Origin of the sequence: Nonomuraea sp. ZG12 (assembly GCF_052068115.1) — a bacterium.
Classification (GTDB): domain Bacteria; phylum Actinomycetota; class Actinomycetes; order Streptosporangiales; family Streptosporangiaceae; genus Nonomuraea.
Genome location: NZ_JBQHCW010000019.1, coordinates 105,846 through 124,844, shown reverse-complemented (window position 1 = coordinate 124,844; position 18,999 = coordinate 105,846). Strand labels below are relative to the sequence as shown.

16 protein-coding genes are annotated in these 18,999 nt (G+C 68.7%); 5 read left to right on the top strand and 11 right to left on the bottom strand.

Translation table 11 applies throughout. The features are described from left to right. Positions 1–3: 3 nt before the first annotated feature. The 9 genes from ACTMTF_RS36240 to ACTMTF_RS36200 all read right to left on the bottom strand — a co-directional run bounded on the left by ACTMTF_RS36240 (position 4) and on the right by ACTMTF_RS36200 (position 13,130). On the bottom strand, positions 4–2,160 hold the full coding sequence (locus tag ACTMTF_RS36240; protein ID WP_441114708.1) for an alpha-galactosidase: 2,157 nt from the start codon (positions 2,158–2,160) through the stop codon (positions 4–6). 10 nt (positions 2,161–2,170) lie between these two features. Then, the gene (locus ACTMTF_RS36235; RefSeq protein WP_441114707.1) at positions 2,171–3,028 is read right to left on the bottom strand and encodes a carbohydrate ABC transporter permease; all 858 of its coding nucleotides are present in this window, start codon (positions 3,026–3,028) and stop codon (positions 2,171–2,173) included. Continuing rightward, positions 3,021–3,956 carry a carbohydrate ABC transporter permease gene (locus ACTMTF_RS36230; RefSeq protein ID WP_441114706.1) on the bottom strand — a complete coding sequence of 312 codons (936 nt, stop codon included), beginning with the start codon at positions 3,954–3,956 and terminating at the stop codon, positions 3,021–3,023. Before ACTMTF_RS36230 ends, ACTMTF_RS36235 begins: the two co-directional genes overlap by 8 nt. Continuing rightward, complete coding sequence (locus ACTMTF_RS36225; protein ID WP_441114705.1) at positions 3,953–5,197, bottom strand: ABC transporter substrate-binding protein; 1,245 nt, start codon at positions 5,195–5,197, stop codon at positions 3,953–3,955. The genes ACTMTF_RS36230 and ACTMTF_RS36225 overlap by 4 nt, the downstream gene beginning before the upstream one ends. 28 nt (positions 5,198–5,225) lie before the next feature. Continuing rightward, the gene (locus tag ACTMTF_RS36220; RefSeq protein WP_441114704.1) at positions 5,226–7,874 is read right to left on the bottom strand and encodes a glycoside hydrolase family 97 catalytic domain-containing protein; all 2,649 of its coding nucleotides are present in this window, start codon (positions 7,872–7,874) and stop codon (positions 5,226–5,228) included. 124 nt (positions 7,875–7,998) lie between these two features. Further along, the gene (locus ACTMTF_RS36215; RefSeq protein WP_441114703.1) at positions 7,999–10,593 is read right to left on the bottom strand and encodes a glycoside hydrolase family 97 catalytic domain-containing protein; all 2,595 of its coding nucleotides are present in this window, start codon (positions 10,591–10,593) and stop codon (positions 7,999–8,001) included. A 224-nt stretch (positions 10,594–10,817) separates the two neighbouring features. After that, complete coding sequence (locus tag ACTMTF_RS36210) at positions 10,818–11,525, bottom strand: SDR family oxidoreductase (protein WP_441114702.1); 708 nt, start codon at positions 11,523–11,525, stop codon at positions 10,818–10,820. A 258-nt stretch (positions 11,526–11,783) separates the two neighbouring features. Further along, on the bottom strand, positions 11,784–12,284 hold the full coding sequence (locus ACTMTF_RS36205) for a lamin tail domain-containing protein (protein ID WP_441114701.1): 501 nt from the start codon (positions 12,282–12,284) through the stop codon (positions 11,784–11,786). 180 nt (positions 12,285–12,464) lie between these two features. After that, a complete protein-coding gene (locus ACTMTF_RS36200) occupies positions 12,465–13,130 on the bottom strand; it encodes a TetR/AcrR family transcriptional regulator (RefSeq protein ID WP_441114700.1) in 666 nt (221 codons plus the stop codon). A gap of 109 nt (positions 13,131–13,239) precedes the next feature. Here ACTMTF_RS36200 and ACTMTF_RS36195 point away from each other — a divergent pair, with 109 nt between their 5' ends. After that, positions 13,240–14,187, top strand: a complete 948-nt coding sequence (locus ACTMTF_RS36195; protein WP_441114699.1) for an SDR family NAD(P)-dependent oxidoreductase — start codon at positions 13,240–13,242, stop codon at positions 14,185–14,187. A 131-nt stretch (positions 14,188–14,318) separates the two neighbouring features. Here ACTMTF_RS36195 and ACTMTF_RS36190 read toward each other — a convergent pair whose 3' ends face one another. Continuing rightward, complete coding sequence (locus ACTMTF_RS36190) at positions 14,319–15,056, bottom strand: hypothetical protein (RefSeq protein WP_441114698.1); 738 nt, start codon at positions 15,054–15,056, stop codon at positions 14,319–14,321. Positions 15,057–15,243: 187 nt separating this feature from the next. Between ACTMTF_RS36190 and ACTMTF_RS36185 the strand changes: the two genes are divergently transcribed. The 4 genes from ACTMTF_RS36185 (at position 15,244) to ACTMTF_RS36170 (ending at position 18,093) form a co-directional block, all read left to right on the top strand. Further along, entirely contained in the window at positions 15,244–15,690 is a 447-nt protein-coding gene (locus tag ACTMTF_RS36185; protein ID WP_441114697.1) for a YybH family protein, read from the top strand. Positions 15,691–15,805: 115 nt separating this feature from the next. Then, positions 15,806–16,399, top strand: a complete 594-nt coding sequence (locus tag ACTMTF_RS36180) for an LGFP repeat-containing protein (protein ID WP_441114696.1) — start codon at positions 15,806–15,808, stop codon at positions 16,397–16,399. Positions 16,400–16,564: 165 nt separating this feature from the next. After that, the gene (locus ACTMTF_RS36175; protein WP_441114695.1) at positions 16,565–17,800 is read left to right on the top strand and encodes a helix-turn-helix domain-containing protein; all 1,236 of its coding nucleotides are present in this window, start codon (positions 16,565–16,567) and stop codon (positions 17,798–17,800) included. A gap of 59 nt (positions 17,801–17,859) precedes the next feature. Further along, on the top strand, positions 17,860–18,093 hold the full coding sequence (locus tag ACTMTF_RS36170; RefSeq protein ID WP_441114694.1) for a hypothetical protein: 234 nt from the start codon (positions 17,860–17,862) through the stop codon (positions 18,091–18,093). Positions 18,094–18,506: 413 nt separating this feature from the next. On the opposite strand, the gene ACTMTF_RS36165 is transcribed toward ACTMTF_RS36170, so the two are convergent. Continuing rightward, on the bottom strand, positions 18,507–18,944 hold the full coding sequence (locus ACTMTF_RS36165) for a hypothetical protein (protein WP_441114693.1): 438 nt from the start codon (positions 18,942–18,944) through the stop codon (positions 18,507–18,509). Positions 18,945–18,999 lie beyond the last annotated feature (55 nt).

Below are 18,999 nucleotides of genomic sequence, written 5' to 3'. Positions count from 1 at the left end.
CGGTCACGAAGCGGGTGGGCTGACGACGCGGATCAGCACCGACCGGTCGACGTCCAGCGACGGTGCCTCAACCCCGACGAGTCGCAGCACCCGCCCAGGCAGGGTGACGCCGTCGCGCTGCCACGGCGGCAGCACCATGCCGAGCGGCGACCCCGGATACACAGCTGAAACGGTGTACACCAGGTCGTCGTCCAGCCCAGGCAGCCGAATCCGCCCCGGCGGCCAGGTCGCCGACCGCTCCACGACGCTGAACGCGTACAGCGCCTCGCTCCGATCATCCGCCACGACCCCCTCAAGCCGCAGCCCGGCGTCGGCGAGGTCGGCGTGCACCACCGCACCCGAGTGCAGCAACGCCCGATGCTCCTTGTGGAACGCGATCCACCGCGCGACCGCGCCCCGGGCCTCGTCATCCATGGTCAGCAGGTTCACCTCGACGCCGAGGTGTCCCCACAACGCCTTCTCCGCGTGGTAGTCGAGCGGATGTGTCCGATGGGTGGTGTGCGTCTCCTCGGCTCCGATGTGCGTGCCCTGCATCTCGGGCGGCACCAGCAGCCCGGTCCACCGCTGGATCTCCAGCCGCTCATGCGGATCGTTGCAGTCACTCGGCCACACCCGGTCGGCGTACTCCAGCACCCCCAGGTCGATCCGCCCGCCACCACTGGCACACGACTCGATCTCCAGCCCCGGATGCGCCGCCTTGAGCTCCGCCATCAGCCGGTACACCTGCAGAACCTGCCGACGCACCCCCGCCCGCCCCTCGGCCCCATGCCCGGCGTCGGTCAGGTACCGGTTGTGATCCCACTTGATGTAGTCGATCCCCAGCGAACCGACCAGCCCGCTCATCCGTTCCAGCAGATAGCGATAAGCACCGGGATGCCCGAGGTCGAGCACATGCTGGTAGCGGGAGGACGGCCCAGGCCCGTGCCCGGCGTCGAAAACCCACTCAGGGTGTACGCGAGCCAGCTCGGAGTCCAGGTTCACCATCTCCGGCTCGAACCACAGCCCGAACTCCATCCCGAGCTCCCGCACCCGAGCGACCAGCGGCTCAAGCCCGTCCGGCCACACAGCCGGGTCAACGCTCCAGTCACCCAGCGAGCTGGTGTCATCCCGCCGCCCCAGGAACCACCCGTCGTCCAGCACGAACCGCTCCGCCCCGGCCTCCGCCCCCCGCTCGGCGAGCGCGACCAGAGTCGCCAGGTCGTGCCGGAAGTAGACGGCCTCCCAGGTGTTCAGCACGACGGGCCGGGGCGAGCGAGGATGCGAGGGCCTCGACCGAAGCCACCGGTGGAACCGCGCGGCGAGCTCGTCCAGCCCCACTCCCCAGGACCCGTACTGCCACGGGCTCTGGTACGACTCGCCCTGCCCCAGCACCACCTCGTCCGCGAGTAACACCTCTCCCGCCGCCAGATGCCTGGTCCCGGCGGGGGTCCGCTCGGCGGCGAGCACCTGGTTCCCGCTCCAGGCCAGATGGGTGGCCCACACCGCCCCCTCCCGGAACCCGAACCCTTCCTCACCGGCCACCAGCAGCAGCGTGTGCTCCAGGCCCGGCTTGCCGCCGCGCGAGGCCCGTACCCACTCCCCGACGTGGAACGGCCGCCGCTGCGGCACCCGTTCGAGCGCCCACCGCCCGGTCAGGTCGAGGATCTCCGACGCCTCCTGCGGCACCGGCAGGGCCAGTTCAAGACCGCCGACCCGGTACGGCGAAGCGCCGTCGTTGGTGATCCGGGCCCGCTGGCGTACCAGCCCGCCGGCGGCGAGGACCTGGATCTCGATGTCGGCGGTCAGGCCGTACTCCGGGTCGCGCGCCGTACAGCGCAGAGCGGGCCCGTCGTCGAGCCGGTACGTCGCGTGCCGGAATTTCGGCGCCCAGCGGCGGCCGTCGCTGTCGCCGACCAGTCCGGGCCGCCCGAGCCAGCCCTCGGCCAGCTGCGGGAGGACGGGGACGGGCTGCGGGTAGGTGACCGTGCTGTCGCCGATGGCGGGGAGCGCGGCCCGGTGCAGGTCCGCCAGGGCGTCATCCCCCAGCGGGCCGAGGTCCGCGCCCCAGTGCAGGATGCGCGGGAGCCGGCCGCCGTCGACGGCCACGACGACGCTGGTGCCTCCCGCGCGCAGATGAACCGGTGTACGCAGTTCCACCGCTTCGTCGATTTTGTCCGTCACTGTCTTCCCCTCATCCCTTGAGCCCGCTGTTGGCGATGCCCGCGAAGAACTGCCGCTGCAGCAGCAGAAAGACGATCACCAGCGGGATGGAGCAGACGAACGCCCCTGCCATCAACGTCGGGTAGTCCGTACCGAATTGTCCCTGCAGCCCCGCGAGGCCGACCGGCAGCGGCCGGTTCTCCCCTGAAGGCGAGACGATCAGCGGCCAGAGCAGGTCGTTCCACGAGTAGAGGCCGGTCAGCACGGCGAGCGCGGCGAGCATCGGCCTGGCCATCGGCAGCATGACGTACCAGAACACCTGGAAGGTGTTGGCGCCGTCGAGCCGCGCGGCCTCCTCGTACCCCTTCGGCATGGTCATGAAGGCCTGACGCATCAGGAAGGTGCCGAACGCCGAGAACAGGCCGGGGATGGCGAGCGCCGGCAGGGTGTCGAGCAGCCCCAGGTCGCGGATCAGCCCGTACTGCCCGATCAGGAACAGCTGACTCGGCACCATCAGCATGACGATGAACACCCCGAACAGCGCGTCACGCCCCCGGAACCGAATACGGGCGAAGGCGTATCCGGCGAGCGCCGCCACCGCGAGCTGGCCCCCGACCCGCAGCACCAGCGCGCCGACCGACACCCCGAACATCGACCAGAACGGCACGGTCGTGAAGAACGTGGTGAACGAGCTCAGGTCGAAGCCCTCCGGAAGGAACGTCGGCGGAACCCTGGTCGCCTCGGCCGTCGACTTGAACAGGGTGAGGATCTGCCAGACGAACGGCACCACCATGATGACGACCGCGACGATGAGAATGACGTGGATCGGCCAGGTCGTACGCCCACGCCGCCCACGGCGCGGGCGGGGACGGGCGGCGGTCTCAGCCATAGAACACCCACGATTTCTGAAGGCGGAACTGCAGAGCCGTGGCGACCATGATCACCATGAGCAGCACGATCGCGATCGCGGCCCCGTAACCCTGGTCGAACTGCACGAACGCCTTCTCGTAGAACAGGTACACGATCGTCTTGGAGTCGGCGAGGGCCGTGTTGTTCACCCCGCGCAGCATGACGAAGATCAGGTCGAACATCTGCAGGGCGGCGATCACGTTCAGGATCGTCACGAAGAAGATGCTCGGGCTGAGCAGCGGCACGGTGATGTGCCAGAACTGCCGTACGCGGCCCGCGCCGTCGAGGGCGGAGGCCTCGTACAGCTCCTTCGGGATGGCCTGGAGGCCGGCGCCGAGGATGATCAGGTTGATGCCGAGGCCCATCCAGATGCCGGCCACGCCGAAGGCGTAGATCGTGAAGCGGGCGTCGGCCACCCAATACTGGCCGGAGACGCCGAACCATGACAGCACCGTGTTCAGCAGCCCGAAGTCGCCGTTGTAGATGAACCGCCAGACCATGCCGATGGCCACCGGCAAGGTGACCACCGGCAGGAAGAACAGCACCCGGTAGACCGTGCGCCCCCGGCCGACCTGCTCGATCAGCGCCGCCAGCATGATGGACAGGGGGATGCCGAGCAGGATGATCGCCGTGTAGAGGGCGGAGTTGCCGAACGCCTTCCAGACGTCCGCATCACCGATCAGGGTCGCGTAGTTGTCCAGGCCCACGAAGGTGGCGGGGCCGAACGCCGGCACGTCCTGGAAGCTCTTGATCATGGTGGACAGGAACGGCCACAGGTAGAGGGCCGCCAGCCCGATCAGCGCGGGGGCGATGAACGCGGCCGCCCACCAGCCGCCCGGCTCGCTGACACCGGCGCGGCGGCCGGCCGGCCGCCGCGCCCGCACGGGCTTCGTGGTCGTGACCGTCATTGCTTCGCGAGAACCTTGTCGACGGCCGCCTGATACTCCTGGGCCGCCTCCTGTACGGGCTTCTTGCCGTCCCAGGCGGGAGCCAGGTGCTCGGCGGCCAGGCCCTGCCACTCCGCCGTGTTCCCGGCGATCGGCAGCGGCACGCCGTACTCGATGGCGTCGATGAACACCTGCAGCTTGAACTCGGGCATCGCGTCCAGCCACGGCTGCTGCGTCCCCTGGTACGCGGGCAGCACCGTGCCGGTGGCGGCCTGGATCTCGGCGGCCTTGGTCCCGCCCAGGAAGGCCAGGAACTTCTTCAGCTCCTCGGGATGCTTGGTGCCCGCGTACCCGGCGTTGCCGATGCCGCTGGTGACGGTCGCGCGCTTGACGCCCTGCGGCAGCGGCGCGACGTCGACCTTGCCCTTCAGCGCGGGGCTGTTGTGGAAGCGGAAGGCCCAGTACGCGCCGGAGAAGTACATGGCGACCTTCTGGTTCTCGAACATCGAGACGGCCTCGGTGTCCGACAGCTGCTTCAGCGTCGGCGACGAGCCGGCCGCCTGCAGGTCGGTCCAGAACTTCAGGCCTGCGACGCTCGCCGGGCTCGCGAAGTCCGAGGCGGTGCCGTCGGCTTTGATGATCTGGCCGCCGGCCTGCAGGATCGTGTTGTAGTAGCCGCCCTGCGGGTCGATCGGCGCGGCGATGCCCCACACGCCCTTGGCCTTGTCGGTCAGCTTCTCGGCGGCGTCCTGCGCGTCCTGCCAGGTCCAGGTGTCGTCCGGGTAGGGGACCTTCGCGGCGTCGAACAGCGCCTTGTTGTACCAGATGCCGTTGGTGTCGAAGTCCTTCGGCAGGGCGAAGGTCTTGCCCTCGTAGGTGTAGGCGTCGGTGACGGCCTTGGGGTAGACGCTCATGTCCAGGCCGGTGTCCGACAGGTCCAGCAGCTGGCCGCCCTTGGCGTACTCGCGGAAGTGGTCGGCGAGCATCCAGAACGCGTCCGGCGCGGTGCCGCCCGCAGCGCCGACCTGCAGCGTCGACCAGTACTCCGTCCAGGGCAGCGTCTGGACCTTGACGGTGATGTTCGGGTTCGCCTTCTGGAACTCCGCCGCGATCTGCTCCATCGCGGGAGTCTGGTCCTCGCTCCAGTTGGCGTAGGTGAGCGTGACCTTCTCGTTCGGGCCGGACCCTGTCTCGCCGGCGCAGGCCGTGAGCAGCGTCGCCGCCGTGGCCATCGCCACGGCCGCCTTCCACGTGCTTTTCATGGTGTTCCTCTGGTCGTGCTGTGCGTTGTCATCGGCTGGTGGATGTGACGTGTAGGGCCGGGCCGACCCAGTCGACGTGCACGCCGTGGTCGTCCGGGGTGGCCGCCTCGCTGCGCAGGCACAGGGTCTGGACATCCCGGACGTTCACCGTGAAGTCCGTGACGGGCTTGCCCGCCTCGACGACGGCGGTGAACAGCTCGCGGCCGTCGCAGACGACGCCGACCCTGGCGCTGCCGGTCGACTCGTCGTCCACACCCACCGCGCCGGTGAACGTCTCCGCGTGCCCGCCGAGGTGGAAGTGTGCTTCCGAGTACGGCGCCGTACCGAGGCCGCGGTCGTAGCCCTGGCCCGCCACCCGCATGGGGCGGCCGTCGCTGGGGTTGCCCGCGCCGTTCGACTGGTCGCGCTCGACGGGGCCGTCCTCGTTGACGAAGGCGACCATCGGCAGGTCCGACAGGGCGTGGCGGCCGGGCTCCAACGGTCGCACGACGCGCGCATGCGCCACGACGGGCACCCGCCCATCGCCGTCCCGCTCGACCGTCACCACCCCCAGCCGCCCGGTCCCCAGCGAGGGGGCGGGCCGTACGGCCCAGCGGACCTCGCCCGAGCGGTCGGTTTCGCCCGCGCGGCCGGGTGCGCCTGGACGGTCGGTCTCGCCCGCGCGGTCGGGTGCGCCTGGACGGTCGGTCTCGGCCGCGCGGTCGGTTGGGTCGATGCGGTCGGCTGACCAGCCGGGGGGAAGGCGCAGCTGGGCATCGGCGTCGGTCGTGATCGTCGCGGTACCGTCAGCGCCGACCTCGGCGACGGCCGGGTGTACGGTCGGCGCGGTATGACGCGGCCGGGGCGTGGCCCGGAACAGGTCGGTGCCGGCCGGCGCCACGATGGCGACGAAACCGCCGTCGCGCGCAACCTCGACGTCGATCGCCTCCCCGGCGGTCGTGGCGGTCTCCGCGAGTCCGGTCGCGGCTGTCTCGCCCGTCGTGGTCGTCTGCGCGACGTGGGTCGCGGGGAACTCGTCGGTCGCCGCGGATTCCGGCTGGTCGCCGACGATCCACACCTGGGCGTCCGGTGACAGTCCAAGGGCGTCGAGTGGTACGTGGATCGTGCGGCGGGCACCGGTGGCGATGCCGCCCACGAACCAGCGGTCGCCGGCGCGGCGAGCCAGGACCGCGTGGCTGTCGGGGTCGCCCGTCAGCAGGACCGTCTCCTCCCAGCTCGGTGCCAGCTCCGCCAGGAACCGGGCCGCGAGCGGGCGGCTCACGTACGCGTCCACGTGGTCGGCGAAGTGGGTGATCCCGCATTCGAACGCCACCGACAGCCCCAGCTCGTGCCCGTCGCTGGTCGTACGGTTCGGGGCGCCGAACGCGACCGGGGTGGCGTCCATGCCCCCGACGATGTTGCGGGTGAACGGCTGGATGACGTTGTGCGCGGCGGTGAGCGCCTGGTCCTCGAAGAACACGTAGTACTCGGCGCCCCGGATCGCTTCGTACCCGATCACCTGCGGGAACGTCCGCCCCCACCCGCGCGGGATGACCGAGCCGTGGAAGTTGACCATGAGCCGGAGCCGGGCCGTCTCCATGAGGATCGTGTCGTACCAGCGGTACCGGTCCTTCGACTCCGACTCCATAAAGTCGACCTTGATCCCGGCGACGCCCCAGGACCGCCAGAGCGCCAGCTTGCGGAGGGCTTCCGGGCTGTTCAGGTCGCGCCAGATCGTCCACAGATGTACCTGGATGCCACGGCTGCTGGCGTAGGAGACGATCTCCGGCACCCAGGTCTCCTCCCACCCGCAGTCGATGAGCAGGTGCTCCCACCCCAGGTCGGCGGCCACGTCGACGAAGTGCCGCTGCTTGGCGAGCTGCGCGCCCGAGTAGAAGTCCGACCACCAGGACCAGGCGCCCCGCCCGGGCCGGACCCAGTCCGCCTCCTCCAGCTCCGGGGAGGCGGCGGGCGCGAGCTCGTCCACGAGCAGCGACGACACCAGCTCCGCCAATGTCCCGACGAGGAGGACCCGCCATGGGGTGACGACACCGCGAGTGACCTCCACGCTGTCGTCGGCGAGGACGAACCGCAACGTCAGCCCGCCGTCCGTGCCGTCCGCGTCGGGTTCGCCCGTCTCGACGTGTGCCCCGGCGAACCGGCCGTCGATCCCCGATTCGGTGATCAGCAGGTGCGTGGTCGCGTCCAGCCGGGCCAGGTACGGCAGCCCGTACGCGCCGCTCGGCAGCTCGCCGCTGACGGCCCCGAAGCGGGGCGTCTCGTACCAGGTCTGGTAGTCGAGCACCCAGCTCCGCGCCCCGGCGGGCAGCGCGACGGCGGTCCGGTCGCCGGTGACGCGGGCGGTCCCGTCCAGCGCGGGCAGCGCGTAGCGGATCGCCACGCCGTCCCGCGCCACCCGGAGGATCACCTGCCAGGCGACGCCGGCCTCGCGGAAGTCGTACACGATCTCGCGATGCTCGTAGTCGTGCTCGCCGACCGCCTTGCCCGAGCGGGCGCGGAACCGGTCCCGGATCGTCCGCTCCGACACGCGTACGAGCTCCGCGCCCGTCCCCAGTCGCCGGCCGTCGAGCTCCAGCCCGAGCGGGACCACCAGGACGTCCGCACCCTGCCGGGTGACGGTCAGCCGCACTCCCGTGCCGGTGTTCTCGACCTGGGCGTCGATTTCTCTGTCGGTCACCACGTTCTCCACATCGATGACGCTATCGGCCGGTTAATCCTCTTTGACATGGGCTTTCACAGGGAGGGGATGGACGATCCGACGGTGTGGGCGGCACCGCGTCCCGCCGCCCACACCGCTCGGATCACAGCACCAGGTCGACCGAATCGACGGTTACGTCGGAGGTCTTTTCGAGGACGATCGTGTTCGCGCCGGACTTCAGCGGCAGCCCGACGGTCACGGTCGCGGGTGTGTCGGCGCCGCCCGTCGCGTGCAGCGGGACGGTGACGGCCGATCCGCCGTTCACCGCCACCTTGATCGAGCCGGCGGTCGCGGACGCGTAGTTGATCCGCACCGTCTTGTTGCCGGCCGAGACGGCGTCGACGGGCACCTTGAGCGATCCCCCGGACACCCCGGCGCCGCCTTCGCACCCCGAGCACCGCTCCACGTGGGCGCCGCCCCGGCGGGTGCTGGCCGGCCCCTCGGCCTGCACCGTGCGCGCGATCGTCAGCGCGTCGACGTCGGGGGCGTAGTCATCTTCGTTCAGGAAGGTGATGGTGTTCGCGCCCGCGTTGAGCGGCACGTCGAGCGACCACTTGCCGACGTGCTCCCAGCCGCCGGAGTCCTTTGGGTTCTCCGTCGAGACGGTGGCGCCGTTGACCCGTATCTCGAACGACCGCGGGTCGCCCGAGGTGTAGGTGAAGGTCAGCCGGTGCTCGCCCGCGGTCGCGGCCAGCACGTCGTTGAACCGTACCGAACCGCTGAACCCGAGCCCGCCGGCCTTCTTCCCGCCGGAGCATCCCTTGCAGTCGTGGATCACCGCCGATCCGCTGAACGTGTTGGACGCGCTCTCCGCCTCGTACCGCGTGTCCCCGGACCCGATCGCCGGCAGCGGGGTCTTCGACAGGTGCACTGAGACCCCACCGGTGGCGATCATCGGCAGCGAGAGCGTGGTCGCCTTCGTGACGCTCTGGGTGGAGGTGGTCAGCCGTCCCGAGCCGTCGTCGGCGAAGATCGTCGCGGTGTACGTGCCCGCGTCGAGGAACGTCAGCGGAACCGTCGCGGTCCTGGCCGGCGACGTCATCGCGCCGACGAACCAGTCACCGCCGGAGCGCCGGGCGACCGTGATGTGATCTCCCGGGAACCCTTCGACGACCTTCGTCTCGTCCCACGTCGTCGGCAGCGCGCGCATCAGGTGACGGCCGTCCCACTGCTCGTACGCCGCCGCCGAGTCCGCGTAGTTGACCATCGCGGAGGTGTACACGACGGCCTGCGCCAGCGTGTGCCCCTGCGTGAGGATCGACGCGTTCTCCGAGATCATCGCCGGCGTGTAGTCCATGCCGCCGAGCATGTTCCGGATGAACGGGTAGGTGACGTCCTGGCGCGCGGTCGTGGGCGGCGGGTACAGGTAGTGCTCGGTCCCGGCCACCGCCTCCGTGGTCACCAGCCACGGCCAGGTACGGTTCTCCCCGCCCGGCTTGGTGTTGCCATGGAAGGTGATCATCATCTCGTGGTCACCCGCGGCCTTGCCGATCGACTGGTACCAGCCCATCGCCTCCAGCGAGTCCTTGAGGAAGAAGTCCACCTTGAGACCCTTGATGCCGTACCCCTTGTGCTCGGCCATCAGCGCGTCCGCGACGGCCGGATCGGCGAACGGCTCGGCGTTCACCCAGGCGAACATGTCCACCCCGTGCCGTTTCGCGTACTCCGCGATGGCCGGCAGGTCCTTCGTCCGGTCGTAGCAGCAGTCCATGGTCACGTACTCGAAGCCCATCGACTCGGCGAAGTCCACGTACTCCTTCTGCTTGTCGAGGTCGGCGGCGCTGTCCCCGTCGGCGTACCACGACCACGCGGCCCGCCCCGGGCGCACCCAGGAGGCGTCGGTCGTCGCGGGCGGGTTCAGGTGTTGCACCAGGTCCGAGTTGTAGAGCGGGTCCACGCCCTTCGCGATGATCGCCACCCGCCACGGCGTCTGGAACGGGTACGTCGCCGAGACCGGGAACGCCTGGTCCGGCGTCCGCCTGAGGCTCAGCAGCCCGTCGCCGGCGCCGCTGCCCGCCAGCAGGGACGGCACGTAGGAGGCGTTCGCGTTCACCACCTCGGCCTCGGTGAGCACGGTGAAGTAGGCGTTGTCGTCGATCGACGCCAGCAGCGGCATGGTGAGGTCGGTGGCGGAGTTCAGCTGGGCGGCGTCGCGGTAGGTGTAGTCCTGCTCGTAGTTCCCGTTCCAGGGGGCGGCCCAGCCGCCGGTGGTCGCCGGTAGGCGCCACCCGCCGACCTCGTCCGTGATCGACACCGCGCCGCTGCCCGGCAGGCGGTAGCGGTAGGCGACGCCGTCGTCGTAGGCCCGGATCACCAGCTCCAGCTGTTGTCCTGCTTTGGCGTACGTCAGCACCAGCTCGTGCGCGTGGTCGCGGTAGGACGGCTTGGTGCCGGCGGGCAGTTCGTACGTCGTGTCGATCTCCCTGCGGGACTCCGTCACGAAGTCCAGCCCGGAGCGCAGGTCGACTGCCGAGGTGGCGATGCCCAGGGGCGAATCCCCGAAGATCGAGGTGCTTCCCGCCGTCACCGCGAAGGTCAGCGCTCCCTGGGGCTGCTCGGTGACGGTGACGGCGAGCTGCCCGTTCGGCGAGCTCACGGCGCGGGTCGTCAGCGCCAGCGCGGGGGGAGCGGTGAGAAGGCTGAGGAGTAACGCGGACAGGGTCAGCACGGCGGCCAAGGGACCGGTTCGATGCGGCATTGCGCCTCCGGTGAGAACGAGGGCTGGACTTCACGAGGGGGGATCCGCTCAGGTGAAGTAACTATGAGCCCAGCCCGGAGGCGGTGAGAATGGTGGAACCGGTGGACTGACTGGACGATCCGACTATCCGCCGCAGGCCAAGCCGGCGATGCCGAAGCCGGCCTCGGGATCGAGTCAGACATCCGGTGGGGAGGGTCTGCGTCCTCCCCACCGGCATCCCGTCGTCAGCTCGCCAGGGACTGGCCGTAGAACTCGAGCGGATCGCGGGACAGGGACGCCTTGACGTGGGCGCTCCAGTCGTCGATGACGACCTCCAGCTTGCCGGCCTCGACAGCGTCGAGCGTCGCGCGGACCACGTCGGCCGGGTCGGCCTTGGGGCCGTCGGCGCCGGCCGCCATGTCGGTGTCGGCCAGGCCCAGGTGCACACCGGTCACCAGCGTCTTCTGCTTGGCGAGTTCGAGCCGCACGCCGTTGGTGAGGCTCCACTCGGCGGCCTTGGCGGTGCCGTAGGAGTTGGCGCCGTCGTAGGAGAACCACGACAGCGCGGAGAGTATGTTGACGATCGCGCCGCCGCCGTTGGCGCCGAGCACCGGGGCGAAGGCCCGGATCATGCCGAGGGTGCCGTAGAAGTGGGTGTCCATCTCCAGCCGGATCTTGTCCAGGTCGCCGGTGACGAGGTTGGTGAAGGTCGAGATACCGGCGTTGTTGACCAGCAGGTCGACGTCGGTCGCGATCGCCGCCGCGGCGGCGATCGACGCCGGGTCGGTGATGTCGAGCCGCAGTGTCTCGACGCCGGGGATGTCGATGGACTCGGGGGTACGCGCGGTCGCGTACACCTTGCTCGCGCCCTGCTCCAGCAGCAGCCGGGCGAAGTGCCGCCCGATGCCGCGGTTGGCGCCGGTGACGAGTGCGACAGAACCGGAAATCTTCATGTTTTCTCCCTGGTAGGCCCTGCCGCAACGCTAAATCCTGACATTGATGTGAGAGGCAAGGCCTGTGAGCAGGGTCACTGGAAGGGCGGGTACATGCGTATCGGAGAGTTGGCCGAGAAGATGGGGTGAGCGTGCGAAGTCGATCGGTACCGGCCCGGGTCAAGCAGCCGCGAGGGCCGGGGTGCATGCGCAGCCGGCCAGCCGCTGTCCGTCCGGCCCTCGGCGAGCACCGGGGGCCGGATGTGCGTGGGGCCGAGGTCAGCAGATCTTGTAGTCGTCCCGCGACGAGTTGTACGAGCAGGAGTCCACCAGCTTGCCGGACACGTTCCGCAGGTACGCGGTGTCCGAGCTCTGGTTCCAGATGTAGGCGAAGGTCCCGCCGCCACTCCTGCCCCAGTAGCGAACGGTGGTGGTGTTCTTGCCCCTGCCGGTCCGTAAGGTGACCGTCTTCCCGGCCTTGAGGGTGAACGCGCCGAACATGTAGACGTGATCAGATCGGCTCGTCTTGTCGCGCATGGTCCAGCCCCTGAGGCTGACGGCCTTCTTGGTCATGTTCTTGAGCTGGACGTACTCGCCGTTCAGGCTGCTGTTCTGCCCGCTGTCGGGCGAGCCGGGGGAGTCGTAGTAGATCTTGGTGATCTGGACGGCGGGGGCTGCCGCGTGGGCCGGCGGGGAGACGGCGACGACCACGCCGGCGGCCAGCACGGCGGCTGTCAGGAGAGATCGAACACGCGGAGTAACTCCAGGAGTGGAAGGCATGATGAGAATGGACCATATTGCCGCGCTGGATATGGACCGTTCCTGTATCGATTCGGCCTCTGACAGATTCACACCGGCGCGGTGGACGAGTATCCCGTCAAGTGAGGCTTGTGGAGTCCCATGGTCCACCGTCCGGGCGCGAGAAGTACAGAGGTTCGGGCCTGTCCAGTGCAACGCAGGTCAGCGGCGGGGTAGCACGCCCAGGAGGGTTGCGGTCAGGGCCTGCTCCAAGGAGTCCTTCAGCTCCAAGTGGAAGCGGGCCAGGTCGGGCTCGGCCTGGTAGGCCGCCTGCAGGCTGGGTGGGGGTGTGCTGTACGCCGACAGCGCGCCGGCCATGACCATGGTTTGCAGGCTGAACAGTGTTGCGTTCTCGCCCAGCTCCGGCAGGTACTTCTGGATCAGGGCGGTCATGGTTGTCAGACGGTCCAGGGAGGCGCGCTTGTAGCGTGCTACGACCTCGACGGAGACGTTGTGCTCCAGGACGCTGCCCTGGGCGCCGAAGAGGTCGCACAGCACCACTCGGCCGGAGAGTGAGCGGCTGAGGATCTCGGCCACCGCTGCCGCTCGCTCGGCCATGGGGAGATTCTCGTCGATGCCGGCGGCCAACTCGCCTGCCAGTTCCGTCAGCCACTCCTGCAGGAAGTGGTCCAGCAGTTCGAGCAGCACCGCCTCGCGAGACTCGAAGTAGCGCAGCACGTTCGGCTTCGCCAGGCCTACCCGGCGGCTGAGCTCGTTCAGGGTGACCGCGGCCACAGGCATCTCGTCGAGCATCGCCGACGCCATGTCGAGGATCGCCCGTCGGCGGATCTCCCGCTGCTCTTCGGTTCGCGCCCGCTGGAACGTCACGATCGCCAGCCTAACTTAAGTACCTGCGGTACGTTGACAACGTACCGGAAGTACTTTAACGTCGTCAGCACAAGATACCTTCGGTACGTTAGCTAGTGGGGAGCCTGACATGAGCGAGAAGTGGACGACGGCGAACATCCCGGACCAGCGCGGGCGGGTGGCCGTGGTGACCGGGGCCAACACCGGACTGGGGTACGAGACCGCCAAGGCGCTCGCCGAGCGCGGGGCGTCCGTGGTACTCGCCGTGCGCAACGTCGAGAAGGGCGAGCAGGCCGCGGCCCGCATGACCGGCGACGTGACCGTGCAGGCGCTGGACCTGACCTCGCTCGACTCCGTCCGGACCGCGGCGGCGGCGCTGCGGTCCCGGCTCGACCGGATCGACCTGCTGATCAACAACGCCGGCGTGATGTACACCCCGAAGCAGACCACCCGGGACGGCTTCGAGATGCAGTTCGGCACCAACCACCTCGGCCACTTCGCGCTCACCGGGCTGCTGCTGGACCTGATGCTGCCGGTGCCCGGCTCGCGCGTGGTGACGGTCAGCAGCACCGGCCACCGCATCCGGGCCGCGATCCACTTCGACGACCTGCAGTGGGAGCGGTCGTACAGCCGGGTCGCCGCCTATGGTCAGTCCAAGCTGGCCAACCTGATGTTCACGTACGAGCTGCAGCGCCGGCTCGCCACGCACGGCACCACCGTCGCGGTGGCCGCGCACCCCGGCATGTCCAGCACCGAGCTCGCCCGCAACACCCCCGCGGCCCTCCGGCTTCCGCTCACCTGGCTCGCGCCGCTGATCACCCAGACGCCGGCGATGGGCGCGCTGCCGACCCTGCGCGCCGCCACCGACCCCGCCGCGCTCGGCGGCCAGTACTACGGTCCCGGCGGACGCAACGAGGTCATGGGCCACCCCCGGCTGGTCACCTCCAGCCCGGAGTCGTACGAGATAGCCGTCCAGCAGCGGCTGTGGGCCGTCTCCGAAGACCTCACCGGGGTGAAGTTCCCCGTCGTTCAGTCCAAGCAGAGCTCGTTTCCCTCCGGATCGGCTATCACGATGTAGCCCGCGCTGGCAAGAGGCGCCGGCTCGTCGCCGCCGGTGTGCCGTTGTCCGTGCATTCTGCTCTCGACGGTCCCGGCGGGAACCACCTCGTCGATGTGCGACGGGTCCATTTCCTTGCCGCTCGGCGACCATCAGCTGTGGTCGTCCCAGTACGGGTCGTCCCAGCGGGCGGGCTCGGGGAGGCCCAGTAGCCGTACCCATTGGAGCAGTTGGTCCGGCGTGTCGGCGGCACGCAAGCGGGCGGGAGCGTGGCGTACCAGCCAGGTGGTCAGCTCCGCGTGCTGGGCTTGCTCGTCATTCCGGGTGTGCCAGGGAAACTGGTTCTCCAGCAGGTCGGGCCCCCAGCGAGCGACGATCTCGGCCAGCCGCCGGTCGGCCACCGGGTCGCTCAGCGGCTCCCAGGCGTCGAGCCAGGGCGTGAACGTGCCGGACGCCTCGACGCACAGCGTGAGCACTTCGTACGCGGGCACGGCGATATCGGGCGTGGTGAGGCTGTGCTCCCACCATGAGTGCAGAAACCCCCGAACGGCGGCGGCCTGCTCGGCAGGCCACTGCTGCCAATCACCGAAAGCGAGCGAGCGACCCACCTCGCTCATGTCGCCAATCGGCTCCACCCAGCCCTTGACCAGGGAGTACGCAAGCTGAGGCAAGATCCGGCGCAGCACTGCCGCGTGGTCGTCCCAGTCGGGACTCCACCACATGCGCCACAGTAGGCGAGGTTGCAGCCAGGTGTCCGGGGTCCTCAGGAGGGCCAGGCCTTCGCCCTTGCTCCAGCGGCACTCGCAGTAGTGCTCATCGGGGTGGGCGGTCATCCCGCGGAAGGTGGCGATCAGGTCCGCCAGGGCGGTGTCCAGTGCGGGGGTACTCATGAGTGTCCGCCTTGCGAAACTCCGGCAGCCGACGCCAGCCGAAGGTCACGACCTTACCGGCCCTGAGGCGCGTCGCCATGGGGAAATCGCTGACGCGTGGCCTCACCTTTCGAGGGGCTGCGTCGTCGTACTGCTGCGACGAACGCCGGCCGGCTGACCAGATGTTCGATGGGACAAGGGAGAAGTGATGAGCAATTTTCAGGACATCGCTGATCGCGTTGAGATCGAGGCGCTGCGCGGCGAGTTCACCGACGCCGGGATGATGCGCGACTACGACCGATTCGCGGCGCTGTTCACCAGGGACGGAGTGTGGCGAATCCCCGACGCCAGCGTCGACTTCGGCAGCCGGGAGGAGATCCGCGCCGGCATCGAGCGACTGCAGAGCCTCTGGGAGTACTTCGTGCAGAACACGCACCCCGGCACGATCCAGGTTGACGGCGACACTGCTATCGGCCGCGCGTACGTCGCGGAATTCGGCCGCTTCCGCGACGGAAGCTCGCACCAGAACTACTCCATCTACCACGACCGTTACCAGCGGACCTCGGACGGCTGGAGGTTCGCGGAGCGCGTCTACGAGGTCAGATACACCGACGACACTCCGCTGGCGGGCACGGCGTCCGGGAGTCTGCACTGATCAAGCGGGGGCGGCGGAAAGCGTCCGGCAAGTGGGTCGCAATCCGCCGTCGCCCCCTTTCAAGTGGTTCGTATTACACAGAGTGCGGAAACCAACACCGGAAAGGACCACTCCGATGCCGCACATGCGCACCCTCCTCGGCCTCGTCACCGCTCTCGGCACGGCCGCCACGGCCCTCACGATCGGCGCCGCCCCCGCGAACGCCGCCGCCTGCGACCCCGCCCTGGTGGCGCCGGCCGGCAGCCTCGTCGGCGACCTGTGGCGCTCCAACGGCGGCGAGCGGAGCGTCTACGGCTGCCCGACCACCAAGGAGTACGGCTACGCCAGCCAGCGCGGCTCGTACCAGACCTTCCGCAACGGCAAGATCGTCTGGTCCCCGAACCTCGGCGGCGGCACGCTGGTCCGCGCCTACTACACCAAGGGCAAGGCCGTCTTCCGCTGGAGCGGCCTCGGGCGCGACTGGGACTTCTTCAACGTCCGCTGGAGCGTCGACGGCGGCAAGGCCACCCAGGTGAAAGTCGCCCGGCTGACCCCGTGGAGCGGCGCCTACTCCGTCGACCCCACGTGCAACGGCGACACCTGCATCACCTCCAATGGCCACGGCGGGCTCGTCAAGGCCGCCTTCGTCGTCCAGGGCTGCGACCGGGGCACCTTCAGCTCCGACTGCGGCCCCTGGAGCATCGCGACCTCCGTCAAGGTCCCTTACTGACCCTGCAGCGAGCAGCCGTGCGGTTGGGCGGCACTGGGGAGCAGGACGGGCCGGTGCTCATCTGGCGAGCCATCGAGGAGACGAACGCAAGCGCTGCCGGTCGTTCCCTGGCAGGCGAAGGGCGTGCGTCGTAGCCTGAAGCCGTCACCTTCCGGGAGGCAGGCTGTGGACGACGACAACAGTTCGAGTGCACCGGTACGCACCATCGGCCAGCGCATTCAATACCTGCGTGAGCGTCGTGGCATGACCCGTGAAGTCCTCGCCGGCCTGGTCGGTAAGTCTGAGAGCTGGCTGAAGGCCGTGGAGCACGGCCGCCGTCAGCAGAATCCCCGGCTGCCGATCCTGCTGCAGCTCGCCGAGGCCTTGCGCGTCCGTGACCTGAGCGAGCTCACCGGCGACCAGTCCATACCTGTCCGGATGTTCACCGGTCCCGGCCATCCGGCGCTGAGCGCCGTCCGAGAGGCCGTGAACGCCGTACCGATCCAACCGAGCGGGACCGCGCAACCGCTCACCACCCTTCGGGCACGACTCGACGCGGCGTGGCGGGTGCGGCATGCCTCACCCGATCACCGCACCGCCCTCGGTGCTCTGCTCCCCGACCTGATTCGCGACACCCAGCTGGCCGCCTCGATGTACCGAGGCGAACATCGGCGCAAGGCCCAGGCGCTGCTCGCCGAGACGTACGGCCTGACCCAGATGTTCGTCGCCTACCAGCCCGCGCCGGACCTGCTGTGGCGGGTGGCCGATCGGGCGCTGATCGCCGCGCAGGAGTCAGAGGATCCGCTGGCGCTGTCGTGTGCGGTGTGGTTCCTCGCCCAGGCGCACCGGGATGCCGCCGACTTCGACGCCGCACACGAGATCAACCGGCAGGGCATGGCGGCCATCGAGTCGTACATGGACGACCCGAGTACGGACCTGCTCGCCATGTGGGGGGCGTTGTCGTTCGAGTTGGCGTTTACCGCGGCACGCACCGGCGACATCGGTGAGGCGTGGCGGCATTGGGATGAGGCGGCGCGGGTCGCGGATCGGCTCCCTGACGATTACTACCAGCCATGGACCTCGTTCTCGCAGGTGATCATGCGCCCGCACGCCGTCACCATCGCGGTCGAGCTCCACCAGGGTGGAGAGTCGGCGCGGCAGAGCGATCACGCCGAGTCTGTGCCTATCCCGTCCCGTCCGCGACGCGGCCGGCATTTGATCGAGGTAGCTCGGGCTCATTTGCTGCAGCGAGACCACCCGGCTGTCCTCGGCACGCTGCAGCTCGCGCACCAAGCCGCACCGGAAACGATCCGTTACAACGGCTACGCGCGGCGGATGACTCTCGACCTGTGTGAGACGGGTCCGGCCACGCTGCGGTCGCAGGCGCGGGAACTCGCGGACCAGATCGGCTTGATGGCCTGACGGGAGAGGGGATACACAGTGTGTCCCTTCGCTCACGCTACGGCTTCTACGGTCGCCGCATGTCACCTGAACAGAGTTCCTACGAGCGCTATGACCTTGACGTCCTTCGCGCGGCGTTCCCGGCCTGGGCGCTGTTCCGTAGTGACGCGGGGGTGTTCTACGCGACCCGGCGCGGTGTCCATCTCCGTGATGCCGACATCGACAAGGGACTGCGACAGACTGTGAGCGCGGACGACGCGGAGATCTTCGTGTCGTTGCTCCAGGACCAGACTCGGATGGCGGTGAGGTCATGAATGGCTGTCCGCCGCCGCACTTCGGATATCACGGCGTGCACGTGCCGGCGGTCAGTGCGCAGGCCGTTCAGGTGCGATGAGCACTACCGGTGCCCCGCGCTGAGCGGGTCTGGGTCCGGGATCATACGTGCTCGTGTGCGTCGCCGATGTTCGAGTTCTGTACGGCCGCCGGCCTGGGGTTCATCCGGTACCACCCGGACGAGGACCCTGCGGAAATCCGTGAAAGTGAGTGGATGTCCGTTCGCGCTGCGCGAAACCTGTGGTTCCAGATCCTCAGTGGTCGGGCGCGCTGACCACAGGGCGGCCTGTGTCCGAAGGACGAGTTCTTCCCCCTTCTCACCATGCTTTCCGGATGTGCAACAAAGCATTTTCATAAGCCCATAGATGTTCTACGGCCTCAGCGGGCCAGGGTTTCATGTGAATAGGAGCGGCTTGAGTTGCCGTGCGAACTCGACGGCGTCCGACTGTTGATCACGGCCTGCCGCGCCCTGAACGATCTGAATGGAAAGCATCTTGCTGCCGTCCTGTGTCCACGTCAGCACTTTAACCCCGATGGTCTTTCCGTTTCCATCCTTGATGGAAGCGCTGTATCCGGGGCCAATATCGCTCGGAAGATCGATTCCCATGTCACTGGCCTTGGTGTGTTGCAGACTTTGCAGTGTCGAGTTGAATGGATCGTGTAGCTCGACCGACATCCGTGCTTTGTCCTCGATTGCCGGGGACCTGCCGATGATACAGTGCGAGAAGTCGGACGCTGAGTTTGAGCCGCTCGCGTAAAAATCTTCCAGCCCGAGGGCCCGGGTGATGGCCTGGCTCGAAATAAGACCGCATTCCACGGGGGGCGCCGTCACACTACCCAGTGGACTGCGATCAACTGGAGGGGGAGAAGAACACGCTGTCACCGTG

Excerpts from the sequence above, each read along its gene's own strand:
- ACTMTF_RS36235 (WP_441114707.1), bottom strand. The coding sequence starts at position 3,028 with ATGGCTGAGACCGCCGCCCGTCCCCGCCCGCGCCGTGGGCGGCGTGGG.
- ACTMTF_RS36230 (WP_441114706.1), bottom strand. The coding sequence starts at position 3,956 with ATGACGGTCACGACCACGAAGCCCGTGCGGGCGCGGCGGCCGGCCGGC.
- ACTMTF_RS36225 (WP_441114705.1), bottom strand. The coding sequence starts at position 5,197 with ATGAAAAGCACGTGGAAGGCGGCCGTGGCGATGGCCACGGCGGCGACG.
- ACTMTF_RS36215 (WP_441114703.1), bottom strand. The coding sequence starts at position 10,593 with ATGCCGCATCGAACCGGTCCCTTGGCCGCCGTGCTGACCCTGTCCGCG.
- ACTMTF_RS36210 (WP_441114702.1), bottom strand. The coding sequence starts at position 11,525 with ATGAAGATTTCCGGTTCTGTCGCACTCGTCACCGGCGCCAACCGCGGC.
- ACTMTF_RS36205 (WP_441114701.1), bottom strand. The coding sequence starts at position 12,284 with ATGCCTTCCACTCCTGGAGTTACTCCGCGTGTTCGATCTCTCCTGACA.
- ACTMTF_RS36195 (WP_441114699.1), top strand. The coding sequence starts at position 13,240 with ATGAGCGAGAAGTGGACGACGGCGAACATCCCGGACCAGCGCGGGCGG.
- ACTMTF_RS36190 (WP_441114698.1), bottom strand. The coding sequence starts at position 15,056 with ATGAGTACCCCCGCACTGGACACCGCCCTGGCGGACCTGATCGCCACC.
- ACTMTF_RS36185 (WP_441114697.1), top strand. The coding sequence starts at position 15,244 with ATGAGCAATTTTCAGGACATCGCTGATCGCGTTGAGATCGAGGCGCTG.
- ACTMTF_RS36180 (WP_441114696.1), top strand. The coding sequence starts at position 15,806 with ATGCCGCACATGCGCACCCTCCTCGGCCTCGTCACCGCTCTCGGCACG.
- ACTMTF_RS36170 (WP_441114694.1), top strand. The coding sequence starts at position 17,860 with ATGTCACCTGAACAGAGTTCCTACGAGCGCTATGACCTTGACGTCCTT.